Source organism: Botrimarina hoheduenensis (assembly GCF_007859815.1).
Lineage (GTDB): Bacteria > Planctomycetota > Planctomycetia > Pirellulales > Lacipirellulaceae > Botrimarina > Botrimarina hoheduenensis.
Map to the genome: position 1 here is coordinate 18,564 of NZ_SJPH01000012.1, position 14,525 is coordinate 33,088.

Genomic DNA, 14,525 nt, shown 5'->3' on the forward strand with positions numbered 1-14,525 from the left:
TACCTCTTCGCGGTGCGTGGTGCCCCAGAGCACATCCGGAGTGACAACGGCCCGGAGTTCGTGGCCAAGAGCCTCCGTCGATGGCTCGACCGGGCGTGCGTGAAGACGCTGTTCGTCGCCAAGGCGAGCCCTTGGGAAAACGGATACGTCGAGAGCTTCAACAGCCGCTTCCGCCAAGAGCTGCTGGACCGTGAGCTGTTCTTGGGGCTGGAGGATGCCCGGTGGTGCGTTGATCGGTGGCGGCTGGACTACAACCACCACCGGCCACACAGCTCGCTGGGTCACATCCCTCCGGCCGAGTTCGCCGCCCGTTGGGCCGCTTCCGCTCCGGGCCCTGCTCAGCCTACGGCTTCGCAGGCCCCTCCGCTCCAGCTGCCCAACGGACTACCATCTAATCATCCCGATTCTCTCAGAGCGACTGGCACATAGATCGGGGGAAGACCAAGAGCCTCGCCACGGCTTTAGGCTCTACCAGACGCCATCCTTGCCCAATCTAGGTACTGCCTCTCGAAAGTAACTCAGCTAGCGTTAGGCGGCAGTCAAGGCAAAATTCTGCAGCAAGCGAAGAGGCCAATCGATCCAATTCAGCTGAGTTGGTGCAACCACTGGTGCAACGGTCGTATGCAACCGTCGTAAGTGTATGCTCTGTTAGGGGGTTAAAACCCGTTTCTACCCGATTGCAAATCCGACATCGGCGGTTCGATTCCGCCCGGCGCCTCTCGATCAAACCCCGTGAAAACCCAGTGTTTCGCGGGGTTTTTTCGTTTCTTGGCTCCGCTAATGAGCAACGGCGCTAATGAGCAACGGCGAACTGTCAGCAAACGCCTCCAATTTGCCCCGGTTGCCTGCAAGCGGGTGAAACTGTTGGTGCAACGCAACGCGAACGGTTCGGTTTGCCGTGTTGGGCAACTGTCACCGATCGTAGGTGCCGGTGGCTTAGCGAAGCTTCCCCGAGGCTGGTGAGCCAGAAAGCGGCAGTGCTGGCAGCGCAACGAGTTCTTGGCGGTCGAGGGATTCTCGTCGCTTGCTGCGGCTCGCCGACCTGCTGCCTCGCTTCCGCTCCTGAGCTGTTCGTAGTGCTACGCCTCAAGACGCATAGCGCGGCGGCGATTGGCGGTAACCAAAGCCGCTAGGAAGATTATGGCGCAACTGGGCTCGGGAACGGCGACGGAGGTGGTACTAAGAGTGTCGCGCCAGAGGGTGTAGTCACCGAGGTCAACTACCCCGTTGAGATTAGCGTCGGCGTCCAAGTTGGTTGTCGAGCCGAACGTCGATCGCCAAAGTTCATAATCGTCGCTATCGACGACGCCAACGGTCCGTTCGCACGCAGCGGATCGTGTCTCGCACCTCGTCGATGAGATCCCGGGCCGCGAAGATTGCCTCGCGCGGCTTGGCGGCCTCGCCCAAGAGCGGAACGCCATCGAACACCGGGGGGGGATCGGCACCGGCAAGCGAGAGGATCGTCGCCGTCACATCGATCGCCGAATAGAGCCCTTCTTCGACGAGCCCCTTACCGATACCGCCCGGCCGACGAATGATCAGCGGTACGTGCAGCCCGCCTTCGTAAAGCCAGCACTTTCCACGGAGGTGGCAACGGCCGTTGTCACCCATGAAGATCACGACCGTGCTCTCGGCGAGTCCTTCCTGATCGAGACGATCGAGGATCTGGCCAACCTGCGCGTCCATCGCTTCGATCGAGTCGAGGTAGCCTGCCCAGTCGAGGCGACACTCGGGCGTGTCCGGGAAATACGGTGGCAGTTCGACGGCTTGCGGATCGACGGGCGACTCGGCCGCGGCCCGAATCTTCGACCAGCCAACGCCCGGATGCCGGTGCGTGATCCCGAGGGTGATTTGTGCGAAGAAGGGCTGCCCGTCGGCTCGCAGTGACCAGTCATCGCCATCGAAGACCTGCTCGGCGACGAAGTTGAAATCGGTCTTGGCGTTGTAGCCACAGCCAACCGCGCAGTAGTAGCCGGCTCGACGGAGTGGTTCGGTGATGGGCTGAACCCCAGCGGGCAGCACGACGCCACCTCGACGCTGGTCCTGCGTTCCGGTGCGTGTCTGATAGACGCCGGTGATCATCGCGTTCCGCGAGGGCGTGCAGGATGGGCCCGTGCAGAACAGCCGCGTGTACCGCACCCCATGAGCCGCCAGGGAGTCGATCTTCGGCGTGCGGACCGCCGGGTGCCCATAACAGCCGAGCTCGGGACTCATATCCTCCGCGTAGATGAGGACAATATGAGGACGCGTCGATTCCGCGATATCGGCCACCGCGAGCCGACAAAGACAGAGGACGAAGAAGGTAGCGAAAAATCGGTGCATCGAGGGCTGCGATTCTAGGTGAGCGATAGGTTGCCGTGTGTCGCCGAGCTACGCCGCTAGGCCTTCTGATCAATCGTAAACGGGACGAACAACGCGGCACCACGTGCGAGGAAGATTGTCCATCTCTCCGATCAGTTCAAGCAATCGACTCCATCTGACCCTGGTCTTCCTCGCCTGGTTTTCGAGTAGGCTGCGAAAGACCGCGCCTAGGCAGCGGTCGGGATCGCTAGCCAGACGCTGGGCTATTGACCCTAAGCAGGCAGCTCGATAACACTTACCGAACTCGCCAGGGGATGCCCTTCCCTGGTGAGGCTCTCGCTTTTTCCGTGCCGTCTACGACGGAGGCCCGAGCGGTGCTTCGATAGCCGTTCAGTGGTGCCTCCGGCAGCGGCCATCATGCCTGCGGCAGCGCGAGATCCCGCGATCCGGGTTCTTTTAGCGGCTCAGACAAGCAGAGTTACTCAGGGCCCCGTGGCGCAACTGGATAGCGCGTCGGCCTCCGAAGCCGAAGGTTGCTGGTTCGAATCCAGCCGGGGTCACTTGTCTTGAGCTGGCTCCCGTCTCTTGAGCTGGCTCCTGTCCTGGGCAAGTGCGGGGGATCCGTCGCCGCGTTGCACCGCGTTTTTATGACGACCATAACCCGAGCGCCGGGTTGCGGATGAAGTAGAACGGCTCGCCGTCGGGGCCTTCGTGCCAGCCGTCGTTGAGCTGATCGATGCTAAACGCCTGCGCCACCTCATCGTACGATCGGTGCTCGTAACCCACGCTGCGGATCTCTTCCGCGGTTAGGCCCGCGCCCGTGGCGTAGGTCACGCGGAAGCGCCCTTCGGTCGAACCGTGGATCAGGTGGGCCGCGGCCGAGAGATTGCCCGCCAAATCCTCATCGGCTTCCAGCGCCGCGAGGGTCGCCGGGGTTCCGCAATATCCGTACTGGCGAATCAGCCGATCGATCTGGGGGTCTTCTCCGAAAGCGTGCACGGCCGGGGCGAGCACGATCAATTCACCGTTGTCTGCCATCGCTTTACGGGTGCGGTAGATCGCTTTGTTGCCGAGCCACGTTGAAGAAAACTCGCGCGGGTCGAGGTAAACCACGCAGCGGTTGAGCGGTCGATCAACGTGCTTCAGGTTCAGCTCCCCCGAGAGCCGTGCGGCCCATCGGAAGCACTCGCTGCCATCGCCGGCGGTAAGCGCCCGCAGCGCCGGCCCCCCCGGCTTGTCTTCAACGACGGTAAGCAGGAATCGCACGTCGGCCCGCGGCCGCACGAACCGATAGAAGCCCTCGTCCATGAGTCGGCGAACCGGCGTATCGATAACCCCCAGCACCTGTTCGATGCCGCAGACGGCACCGAGGAAGTGCGACTGATGCAGCATCTGCCCCCCGCCGCAGCCAATACAGATGTTCTTCGAGTGGTTGGCGAAGCCGATCACCTCGTGCGGCACGACCTGACCGAGCGAGAGTACCAGATCGTAGCCTCCGGAAATAATCCGCCGATTGACGGCGACTTCAACGGGCGACCGCATCCGCCCCCCCGAGAGTTCATCGAGAAACTCCGCGGGGAACACGCCCAGCGGCTTGAGATCCGTCCGCCAGTTATGGGCATGGAACCGGTCGAGCGGGATCTCCTCGCCAAACATCATGCGGAGCTGTCGCTCGGTCATCGGCAGGTGCGTCCCCAGAGCGGGCAGGATATCGATCGCGACCCGATCGTGGAGCATGCGCCACAGCTCGGCGGTGAGCGTACCGGCGAACGAATAGAGCCGCGTGTGATCGGGCGGCACGAGCAGCAGACGCTCAACACCGGCGTCGAGGATCCACGTCTGGGCAATCTGTTCGAGACATTCTTGCCAATTTTTGGTGGTTAATCCGGCGGGACCGCCGTCGAGTGTAATTAGTGGGTCGTTCACGACGTTCACTTTAGAGGCTTCTCATTAAGGGCCGGGCGGCGGGTCGAACAGATCGCTGCCGCTTGATAGTATCACCGCACCGCGGACACGATCGCCCCCGAAAAATCACCGATCTTTACCGTTTCGCTCGGAACGTTTGCCCCCGCTCGCAGGGGCTGTCTTCCGCAAGTCTTGTCCTTATTAACGCAAGCTATGGCCGCTCTGAAAATCCGCCCGGATGACTGTGAACTCGACTTTCTCTCGCTGGGTGCCCTCGTCCACCGGCTCGATCCGGGGACCACTCCCTTCCGGAGAGCCCGCTCGTTCGATGTCCATGTTTCGGGGGGCGAATACAACTGCGCGGCGAACCTGGCGAGCTGCTTCGGCCTGAAGACCGGTGTCGCCACGGCGATGGTCAACAACGGTGTCGGCGAGCTGATCGAAGCTCAGGTCCGCGAACGGGGCGTGCGCCCCTACTACAAACGCTTCGAGCACGACGGCGTGCGCGGGCCGAACATGGCCACGGTCTACAGCGATCAGGGGCACGGCGTGCGCGCCCCGGTCGTGTTCTACAACCGGGCTAACGAGGCCGGCGCGTTGCTCAAGCCCGGCGACTTTGACTGGCAGGCGATCTTTGACCGCGGCGTGCGCTGGTTTCACTCGGGGGGGATCTTCGCGGCGATCGGAGCGCACACGGCCGAGCTGATCGTAGAAGGCATGCAGGCCGCTCGGGCCGCCGGTGCGGTCACCTCCTTCGACCTGAACTACCGCGCAAAACTGTGGCGGACCCTCGAAGGGGGCGAAGCCAAAGGCCTGGAAATGATGCGCGCGATCGCCGCGAATGTCGATGTGCTGGTGGGCAACGAAGAAGACCTGCAGAAGGGGCTCGGCCTCGAGGGACAAGACGTCGAGCACAAATCAAAGCTCGACCCCGAGGCGTTCTTCGGCATGATCGAGCAGGTGAAGGGGGCGTACCCCAACGTCAAGGCGATCGCTACTACGCTGCGTGAAGTGAAGAGCACCAACCGCCACAACTGGGCCGCCGTGCTCTGGATGCAGGGTGCCGACGTGGGCGCTGGAGAGCGTCTGGTGAGCCCGACGATGGAGCTAGACGTGCTCGACCGCATCGGCGGCGGCGACGGCTTTGCCTCAGGTCTTGTGTACGGCTTGCTAAGCGGCCGACCGACTGAAGAAGCGCTGCGGCTGGGCTGGGCCCACGGTGCCTTGCTCACGACCTACGCTGGCGACGTTTCACTGGCAACGCTAAGCGAGGTCGAAGCGTTGGCAGTAGGCGGATCGGCACGCGTGCAGCGCTAGAAAAACTCCGCCGCAGTTTGTGTTTTGTGCCGATTAAGCACGCAACCATCGGGCTGTCTCGCCGTAGAGCAGCCGCTGCACGTCTTTGCGGATGGCGGGCTCTTCGCAGCGCCATCCCGCCGCCGTTAGGTCGGCGTACTTCTCGACAAGCACATCGCCGATGATCCGCCGACTATGATCCCACTTATAAATCAGTTGCTCCAGCACGCGGCAGTCGCTGTGCTGCGGCACAACGCTCGTTCCCAGCAATTCGATCCGCATCCGCGTGATCTCGCTGATAAGCGACGGATTATTGAGAAACCACCAGCAGCCAAACGGCAGCAGGTTGCGGAACTTGCGGGCGGTCACGGCCAGGGCGTGCTGATTCTCGCGAGCCAAGAGGGTTACCAGGAAGTTCACGTCCGGAAAGTCCCGACACAATGCCGCCACCGAATCCATATCGGCCGCGCCAAGCGAATCGCCCGCCAATCGCAGCGCCGGATTCTGCGCACGCGTGACGCCGATCATGAGCGCCTGGGCCACGCCGTGACGCTCGCAGGCGGGCAGGATCGCCTCGGTCAGAATGCGGTTGCCGGGCGTCGGGGCCGGATAACGCCACGCGGGCGGGAGACTCATCGCACAGTAGGCTGCGCCGATCCGTTCGATCCATTCGTCGAGCAGCCGACCGACTTCAGCGAGGGTATCGCCCGCAAGGTCTTCTTGCACGCGGTAACCCCAGGACCGAAGCTCGGCGCAGGCTCGGGGCCAATCGACCACCAACGCATCGAACCGCAGCACGGGGATAAACCGTTTGTCGGCGCGCAGTGCTGCTGGGTCGGCAAGCCAGCGCGCGCGTTCACCGGCGTCGAACAGCTCGTTGGTCATGGTCACTCGCTCGACTCCGGCCACGCCCAAGACGCGATCGATTTGTTCTGCGGGCGACTGGGCGGCGAACCACTTGCGGTAGCCGTCGAGTGTCGGCTCGTGGGGATCGAGCCCCAGCCGCGTGAGGGTCGTTACCACGCCCCGGCGGGCCTCAGAGAGGGGCGTCGACTCGACAAACAGCTTCTGCCAGATGAGGTCCGCCTGCTCGGATTGGCTCAGGCTCCAGAAGCGCTCGGTCGGCAACTCCTGGGCACTCAACTCGCGCAACACTTCGGCAATCAAATAGTGGTAAGTGACGAGTTCATCAATTCCCCACAGCATCAAGCCACGCGAGTCGGGGGCCACGCCGCGTCCGATCGGCGTGCCGAAGGCGGGGGGAAACAGGTGCGTGTGGAGGTCCCACACCGGAGTTTCCGCGACGACACGACGCACGAGCGGGCCGATCTCACTCGCAGGGGGGTTAGCGCTGGTGCTGTTCATGGATTAAAGCTTAACGGGGTTGGTCGCGTCGCGACAGAAGCGCCCCGCCCCGATTCAAACCGCCTTCGATTTGTCTCTTCCGTTACCCGGTCAGGATATTGATGGACGCTGCAGACTTTCGTCTCGATGGAAGAACGGCCGCGGTGATCGGCGGCACGGGAACGCTGGGCGGTGCCATGGCAGGAGCCCTCGCGGCCGCCGGCGCGCGTGTCGCCGTCTTGGGACGCAGCGCCGAGCGCGGCGCGGAGCGGGTGCGATTGATCGAGGCCGCCGCAGGACAAGCCGCGTTCTTTACCGCTGATGCGCTCTCGGGCGAATCGCTCGCAGCAGCTGCGGAAGAGATCGCATCACAAATGGGACCGGCGACGATCCTCGTGAACGCCGCCGGTGGCAATCGACCCGAGGCGACGCTCCCCCCCGGAGCCGACTTCTGCAAGCTGCCGCGTGGTGCCTGGAATGAAGTCTTCGACCTCAATCTGGTCGGCGGCTCTCTGCTGCCCAGCCAGGCCTTCGGCCCGGCGATGCTCTCCGCGGGCGAAGGGAGCATTATCAACATCGCCTCGATGAGCGGCATGACGCCGCTCTCGCGGGTGGTCGCTTACTCGGCGGCGAAGGCGGCCGTGCTGAACCTGACACAGTTCCTCGCCCGTGAGTGGGCTACGCACGGCGTGCGTGTGAACGCCATCAGCCCGGGGTTCTTTCCTGCCGAGCAGAATCGCGCGCTCTTGATGAACGACGACGGCAGCTACACCGAGCGCGGCGGGCAGATCATCGCGCACACGCCGATGGGCCGCTTTGGCAAGGCACACGAGCTGTCCGGTGCCGTGGTGTGGCTGGCAAGCCGGGCAGCGTCGTTCGTCACGGGACAGAACATCGTGGTCGATGGCGGCTTCTCCGCGACGACCATCTGAGATCCGCGACAGCTTTCTCCGTAAGCCTTTGTCAGACTTCGGCGGCGGCCGGTTGGCCGATCCACAAACGATTCCCATCGGGGTCTTCTATTCGAAACTCGGTCATGCCGTAGAAGGCCACGTCGAGGTCAGCGACGCTCACCCCGTTAGCGCGCACCTGGTGGTGATACGCCGCGAGGTCCTCGGGATAGAGATAGAGGACCCCTGCCCGGGGTGCGTGCGGGGCGATGTTGATCGATTCGTCCACCATCAGCTGACAATCGCCACAGCGGAGCAGCGCCCACCGCCACTCGTCGTTGCGTTGCTCGACGCTGAAACCAAGCTTCTCATAGTAAGCAACGCTGGCCGGCATGTTGCTCACGGGCAGCATGGGGACGATACGATTCATCTTCATGAAAGCGCTCGGTGAAAGGCCAGCGGACGGGATCGGCTTCGTAAAATGAGCACGCTGCTCTCAGCCGAAAGCTCCGTCTGCCCCGACACTAAAACGACAAGCCCACACGCACGATTAGCGAGTCGTCCAGATCGACCGCTTCGCCCGAGTCTTCGTATTCCAGCTCACGGCCGAAAACGTAGCCCAACTCATAACGCCAAGTGGCACCCCCCAGCGATTCGCGATCGTAGCCGATCAGAGCGGCGTAGCGGCTCAGCTGCAACGGTTCGGTTACGCCCGAGTCCCGTTGCACGGCCCAGACACCACCGCCGAACTCCCCACTGACATAGACGTTCGACTTGACGCCCGACTCATTGGCCAAGGGAACGATGATCCGCGGCCGAGGCATCATCGCCTCGTACTTGATCCAGCCGCGATCGTGGATGAAGCCGACTACGGGGATCACCGCCAGGTCGGCGTTGTTCACGTAGCCGGCACCGATCGCCCACTGCCAAGCGGGCGAGAGGTTGTAGATGCCCATCGCAAAGCCTGAGATCTGCGCGGCGTCGGCATCGTCCAGGCTGTGCTCATCGCCGTAGAGCCCCACGATCACGTTCCCCCGAAAGAACCACTTTTCGGTCAGCGGACGAAACGTGGCAAAACTTAGCTGCAGGTCATGTACGACCGCCGGCGTCTGGAGCGTCGTGGGCCCCTCGAACGTGTGGACGCCGTAACCCGGGCTTATCAGGATCGGGCAGCCCAGCAGCACCGGAGGCAGCCCAATATCGACGCTCGTGAACCAGGCATTGTGCCCCATCCCTGCGTCGTCGAAGGCGGGGATGTACTCGAAGGTTGTTTTAGCACCTTGGAAGAAGCCCGGTCGGCGTGCACCGGGGATCCCCGGTGCACGGCTCGGCGGACCGCTCAACGGGGCTTCGTTCGGGATAGCGTCTTCGGCAACATTGTGCTGCAAAGGCAAGTAAACCGGATCCACCTGCGGCGTAACGAACAGCAGCGAGGCCTCTTCACGGCGCGGCACGCCCTGCCCCAGTTCATCGCCCACACTGACTCCGCCCACCCAATCGTCGGTGCTGATTGCGTTGGTCGGCGCTGGCTCGGCGGCCAGGTCGGAGCCGATCCATAGCAAGAAGGGCAAGAACAGCGCAAACCGTCGTGTGTGGCGTGTCATGAACATCGATCGCGTCGGAGCGCTGCGCCTTCGAGTCGGTTGGTTAGTAGCCGATGCCAATGCGGAACATCACCGCGTCGTCCGGAAGAAAGCGTGCCGGATCGCCCGAATCGCCAAAGAGAATCTCGCGATCGAAGGCGTAGCCAACTTCGATATGCCCGCGTGCCTGCGTCGCAGCCTGCCATTCCAAGCCGAACAACAGCCTCAGGTCGTTGTAGTCGATGCGATCACCGATATCTTCGCGCTGGACCGTCCACGATCCGCCGCCGTATTCGCCGGCGACATACCACCACCAATCGGTTGAGCCAAACGACCGCATGGTGCGGCGGATCTTGGGATTCGGAAAAACCAAGTAGAGATCCCACTCGGGCGAGGGTCGCCAGCGGACGCCGCCTGCCGGCAGCGTCTTCACGCGCAGCCGATCGAGATACACGGCACCCAGCAGCAGCTCAAACTGCGGCGTAAGGGTCACCACTCCCAGCGCGCGCCCGAGAAAACGCATCGAGTCGGTGCTGACTTCGTCGAAGTCGGTCCAGACACCCGTACGGAAGCCCAGTTCGGCCCCCAGCTCGGGTGAGAATCGGGGAAACCACGAGAAGTCGACATAGGCGTCGTACGCCCGTGGTGGCAGGTCGGGACCACGCGGCATCGAGGTGGGGTCCCCTTCGGGACCGTTGAACCAATTGAACGCAAACCCCGGCGTGACCAGGAGCGGCGTTTCGATCTGACCGGCGATCGGCCACGCGAATGTCGAGGCGATCTCCGTGCGGTTCACCTCAAACGCATCGGCAGAGTTGTCGCCCAACAGGATCGTGTGCTCTCCGCGCAACCGTGAGAAAAACTGACGGAACCGAACGGTGCTTCCGTCTCCTTGCTCGAATCCATACGTACCCGGCTGCCACCCCAGCGGCGACCCTTCGCCGTACAAGCCGGCCGGGGCCGGCGGCGCACCGTACGAGTACGACGGAGCAACGGGCGCCGCGCTATAAGGTGCCCCATAAGGAGATGCTGCCCCCGGAGCGAGTCCGCCATAAGCCGGGGGGGCCGCGTAACCGCCACCAGCTGGCGGCGCATAAGAATAGGGCAAGGCCGCGGGAGGCGGGCCGGCGTAGGGCGCGCTGCTAAACGGCGAGGGACCGTTCGGAACGCCAATCGCCCCGCTGTAGGGATCGAAGCTCGGCGGCGGCACCGATGCGGCGGGTGCCGCAGTAAACGGATCACCCCATGCCGGCGGCGCGGCCGAGTAAGTCCCTTGCGGCACCTGGAGGCGTTGCCCCGCCACGGGAGGGCAATTCAACACGCTAACCGCAGCGGCCAGGATTACCGCGCAAACACACCGGCAGCGCAATGCGCCGCGGTCGGCAATCGTGTGTGGCTCGCTGGCGACGCGCACGCGTCCTGCCTCCGGGTTCAAGGGGGAACCGAAGGCGGGTTCGTAGCAGTGTCAGCCGAGCAGGGTCAAGGCGAAGCGGCTCTCATGCCGCTCCGCAACCGCCGCTAAGGCTCAGTTGCCGGTGGCACCCCAACCGGTGCTGCCAACTTGGTGAGCTCCACGAACGCGGGGGGCGGAGCTAGCGGGCTCGACGCTGGAACGGCTCGAAGTGGCTTGCGCGGACGCGGCTCCCTCCAAGGGCTGGCGGTAAACCGCCTGCCAGACCGGGGCCGCAAGCTTCTGCGTCACACGGTCGCGCGAATCGAACAGCGGCGGGGCTTGCCAATAGGCACCGCTATCACCGCTGGCTTCGTTGGCGTCGATCGAAATGCCCGAGTTCGGATCGCTCAGCGCTGGCGTATCGGCGTTCGGCTTGAAAGCCCGTTCGGGAGTGGGGTTATCGTTGGGACCAAGCGCGGGCTGCGGCTCGCTGTAACTGGGTGAGGGACCGGCCGGGGTCGGCGCGAGCTGCGTGCTGGGAGACGTGTAGACTGGCTGGCTGGAGCAGCTGGCGCATCCGCTCGAAAGCGGCGCATCGTAGACCGCCTGAGTGACGCCACCGCAGGCGTCGCAACCCGACGAACAGCAGCTGGTGCAGCTCGAAGTGATCACGGGCGAGAGCGTGACCGGACGCGAGACGCCGTAGGCCAGTGACGACATGACCGGACCATACGATGCCGGGTAGGTGGGGCGGTAGGCGGTTTGGTACGTCGCGCTCGGCGTGTAAGCCGGCGCATAACCCGCAACATAGGAGCTCGGTGCTGCCGCAGGAGCGTAACCCGCCACATAGCTGGTCGACGTGCGCGGCGCAAACAGACTACGCGTGAAGTCCGTCAGGTACTTGCCCGGATACCAGCCGTTGTAAGTCGATTGCGTCTGATAAATGACCGGCGAGTAGGCAACGGTCGCCTGCGGCACGACTCCGACAGGCGAGCAGCACTGAGCAGAAGTTTCAGCAACAAGCGCGGCCGCCGCCAGAGCGACGAATCCGAACGACAAGGAACGTATTGGGGAAGTCATAGGTGTGGCCTGATGGAACGACAGGAACCGACGGTCTCTTCAGAATATGTAACTCGCGTTACGCACCTTGGACAACCATTGGTTCCAGGAACTTCAACATTTGGACGCAGATTCCGAATAGGAGGGCTCGGCGAACACGCTCGGGTGTACCGGTTATTCGTATTCTGCGGGTCCTGACCGATCTAGTCGGCCTCTTTTGGGCTGTCCCGGCTTGCCCGCCGGTGAGTGCTGAGAATGCCCCCAAGACGCTCCGAGGGTGCCGTTCGCCGGCTCTGAGCCCCACTGGGTGCCTGCGCTGGACACCTCCGCCGAAGCCCAACCAGCCCGACCAATCGTACCCGTTGCTAGCGGAAAGCGACGCGACAAGGCCCCACGGGGGGCTGCCCGCGTCGCCGTTCGTGCTCCAGGTGCAACGCCAGCCAGGTCGCTCGATAATCGCCACCGTGGGCATGGAAGCACGCCGCGGCTTCGCTCAAAGAGATCGGGGTAGGACGCTCGCGCGTCAGTTGATCGAAAAGCAGCGCGAAAATCTCCGCTGAAGGACTGAGCGTCGTGAGCACGGGGATTCCGCGCACCACACGATGCGTGGTGACAAGCACGCGGAGTCCACTCCAACGGACGAAGATCGTCCACAGCCCGACTAGCAGCATCGACCAGCGTTCGAGCCCTTCGATCACTAGCAGCGTGCGTCGATCGCCACGGATCCCCCTTAGCAATGCCCGGGCGGGAGTCGTCACTACAATCGAAGGCGGCCCGCCAATGTGAGCGGCTAGGCTCCGGACGAGAACCGACTTGCCCACACCATGCGGGCCAACCACCTGCCCGCGATAGCCGAGCCGCTCCAACTCAACCTGGAGCTTTGGCAATGAGAGCGCACGCGTCTCGACGTGGGCCAGCTTGCCGGTGCCGGTCCAGCAAGTCGCAAAGGGATTCAGGGATCGCGAAGGAATCGACGCTGCCGCAGACACCGCCACAGCCGAGGATGCGATGGCAGTCATGAGCGCGTTCCTTCTTCGGCAGAAGGTCCAAGCCAAAACGGCTCTTCAACAACCCGCTGCTTTCCACCCGCGAAGAATCCGCGTAGCCGCACGGCCCAGCAAACCTTGAGCAGCTGCCCGTCGTAGCTCCAAGGGCTACCGGGCAGCGTCGTGCTAAACATGTCCGGCGATTCGTCGGCGCGACGAGGCAGCGTGGCCTCGCGACGGCGCAGGAAGTCGTGCACCGCCAAGTCCTCTTCGCCCTGGCCGGTGGTGTACCACAGGACGGCTAGCTCGAGGTGTTGCAGCCCCGCCTCACGCCATCCGCCCAATCGATACCGACCCGTCAGGATTTCGCCCGGTGCATAGCGGCGACCACCGCGGTCCAGCCAAAGCTCGGGGGGTTCGTCGAGCGTGGGATCGGTCATCGAGAAACAGCCTCGAGCGAAAGGCCACTTGAAGACAGGCTTACCGAGTCCGCGGAAGGAGCAAGCGTCGGCTCGGGTGGGTATACACAGAGCGGGAACCGCCGCGTTGCTTCTGCCGAACGAACCGGTGCCAGCCGCGTTTCGAGCGACCACCGGACCTCGTTATGGGGAGAACGAAACGACAACGGCCCCGTTGCGGGGATCGTGATCGTAAAATCGAGTTCTAGCGCCTGCCCCGGTTCGACGAGCAGGCCGCGCTCGCGGACGAGCGTCTCACGAACCACCTCGACCGTTGCGACACGCGAATCGGTCCCCTGCTCATAGGTAGCCACTTCTTCGCAGACCAGTGAAATGGTCAGCAAGCGGATCCGGCCCGATCCCGACTGGAACACCACCCCTTGGACACTCTGTCCGGGCTGGAGCGGGTGCGTAGCAATCTCAGCACGCGTGGCTCCGAAACCGCCCACGCTGGTCGCATCACGCCACAGCGAGCGAATCATCCACACGCTGGTCGCGGCCAGCGGCGCGACCACCAGCAGGGTCAGGCCAAGCCGACCGGGAAGCGAGTCAAAACCGATCGCCTGAAAGACCACCAGACCGGCCAGCAGGTTCCACATGACGCACAGCGTGGCCATGCCGCTGAGTCGCCATCCCTCGCCGCCGTCGAGCGGCAAACGATAGGCCAATCGCAAGCCAGGGCTGTCGGCGATCGGCTCAGCATTCGGGAGCGGTACCGCCGACGGAGCGGTGCTAGCGCGGCGTTCGGCAGAGGACTGCACCCGCGCAATCGCCCACCACAAGCCGATTAGCCCAGACGCCATCAGCGACACCGGAATCACAAGCACAAACCACGGCCACCATCGGCTGCCGGTCGATAGCACAACCCGCTGGGGATCTTCGGGATCGTACCAGCACGGCAGATTGGCCCCCTTCTGGAAAGGCTCCAGCGCCAGGGCAGCCTCTTGTCGGCTGGGCGTATCGCGGCCAACCCCGTGGCGAGTCCACGCCGTGATCGTGCGCGCGGTCTTGGTCTTGAAACGGATCCGCAGCTCGGGACAGTACTCATCCTCGGCAAGACCGGGCCGAACGGCCACGTGCGTGTCGACGACGGTTCCCTTCGCCCGCTGAAAGCCCTTGATCTCTTGCGCGAGCTTCAGCTCGGGCAAGAGAACGTCCGTCAGGCACCACCAAGCACCGATCGCCCCGGCAACGACGAACGTTGCTTGGTACGCGAACTCTGCGGCTCGGGTCCAGGCGACCGATCCCGTGCGGCGACGACCGCGCTTCTTCAGCAGCAGCGGAAAGCGACTACGCATAAGCGGGGCAGA

At 63.7% G+C, this 14,525-nt stretch carries 12 protein-coding genes, 1 tRNA gene and 1 pseudogene; 4 read left to right on the forward strand and 10 right to left on the reverse strand.

All coding sequences use genetic code 11. From position 1 onward, the window contains the following. Window positions 1-297 (forward strand): annotated as a pseudogene (locus Pla111_RS16420) (integrase core domain-containing protein); the annotation flags it as partial. 999 nt (window positions 298-1,296) lie between these two features. Here the strand turns inward: Pla111_RS16420 and Pla111_RS16425 are convergent. Continuing rightward, complete coding sequence (locus Pla111_RS16425) at window positions 1,297-2,322, reverse strand: sulfatase family protein (RefSeq protein WP_146575548.1); 1,026 nt, start codon at window positions 2,320-2,322, stop codon at window positions 1,297-1,299. Between the two features lie 465 nt (window positions 2,323-2,787). Here Pla111_RS16425 and Pla111_RS16430 point away from each other — a divergent pair. Beyond that, window positions 2,788-2,861: transfer RNA gene (locus Pla111_RS16430), tRNA-Arg, on the forward strand. Between the two features lie 85 nt (window positions 2,862-2,946). Here the strand turns inward: Pla111_RS16430 and Pla111_RS16435 are convergent. After that, complete coding sequence (locus tag Pla111_RS16435) at window positions 2,947-4,227, reverse strand: lactate racemase domain-containing protein (RefSeq protein ID WP_197525110.1); 1,281 nt, start codon at window positions 4,225-4,227, stop codon at window positions 2,947-2,949. 192 nt (window positions 4,228-4,419) lie between these two features. Between Pla111_RS16435 and Pla111_RS16440 the strand changes: the two genes are divergently transcribed. Beyond that, complete coding sequence (locus Pla111_RS16440; protein ID WP_146575550.1) at window positions 4,420-5,523, forward strand: sugar kinase; 1,104 nt, start codon at window positions 4,420-4,422, stop codon at window positions 5,521-5,523. A gap of 33 nt (window positions 5,524-5,556) precedes the next feature. Here the strand turns inward: Pla111_RS16440 and Pla111_RS16445 are convergent, their stop codons facing one another. Further along, complete coding sequence (locus Pla111_RS16445) at window positions 5,557-6,867, reverse strand: glucuronate isomerase (RefSeq protein ID WP_146575551.1); 1,311 nt, start codon at window positions 6,865-6,867, stop codon at window positions 5,557-5,559. A gap of 101 nt (window positions 6,868-6,968) precedes the next feature. Between Pla111_RS16445 and Pla111_RS16450 the strand changes: the two genes are divergently transcribed. Then, complete coding sequence (locus Pla111_RS16450; RefSeq protein ID WP_146575552.1) at window positions 6,969-7,778, forward strand: SDR family oxidoreductase; 810 nt, start codon at window positions 6,969-6,971, stop codon at window positions 7,776-7,778. A 31-nt stretch (window positions 7,779-7,809) separates the two neighbouring features. On the opposite strand, the gene Pla111_RS16455 is transcribed toward Pla111_RS16450, so the two are convergent. From Pla111_RS16455 to Pla111_RS16485, 7 genes are all read right to left on the reverse strand, one after another. Then, window positions 7,810-8,172, reverse strand: a complete 363-nt coding sequence (locus Pla111_RS16455; RefSeq protein WP_146575553.1) for a VOC family protein — start codon at window positions 8,170-8,172, stop codon at window positions 7,810-7,812. 88 nt (window positions 8,173-8,260) lie between these two features. Further along, complete coding sequence (locus Pla111_RS16460) at window positions 8,261-9,340, reverse strand: DUF6268 family outer membrane beta-barrel protein (RefSeq protein WP_146575554.1); 1,080 nt, start codon at window positions 9,338-9,340, stop codon at window positions 8,261-8,263. Between the two features lie 43 nt (window positions 9,341-9,383). After that, complete coding sequence (locus Pla111_RS16465; RefSeq protein WP_146575555.1) at window positions 9,384-10,637, reverse strand: hypothetical protein; 1,254 nt, start codon at window positions 10,635-10,637, stop codon at window positions 9,384-9,386. 207 nt (window positions 10,638-10,844) lie between these two features. Further along, a complete protein-coding gene (locus Pla111_RS16470) occupies window positions 10,845-11,792 on the reverse strand; it encodes a hypothetical protein (protein WP_146575556.1) in 948 nt (315 codons plus the stop codon). Window positions 11,793-12,136: 344 nt separating this feature from the next. Continuing rightward, window positions 12,137-12,790 (reverse strand): hypothetical protein, encoded by a 654-nt coding sequence (locus tag Pla111_RS16475; RefSeq protein WP_146575557.1) that lies wholly within the window; start codon window positions 12,788-12,790, stop codon window positions 12,137-12,139. After that, the gene (locus tag Pla111_RS16480; RefSeq protein ID WP_146575558.1) at window positions 12,787-13,197 is read right to left on the reverse strand and encodes a hypothetical protein; all 411 of its coding nucleotides are present in this window, start codon (window positions 13,195-13,197) and stop codon (window positions 12,787-12,789) included. The genes Pla111_RS16475 and Pla111_RS16480 overlap by 4 nt, the downstream gene beginning before the upstream one ends. Then, entirely contained in the window at window positions 13,194-14,513 is a 1,320-nt protein-coding gene (locus Pla111_RS16485; protein WP_146575559.1) for a DUF3592 domain-containing protein, read from the reverse strand. The genes Pla111_RS16480 and Pla111_RS16485 overlap by 4 nt, the downstream gene beginning before the upstream one ends. Window positions 14,514-14,525 lie beyond the last annotated feature (12 nt).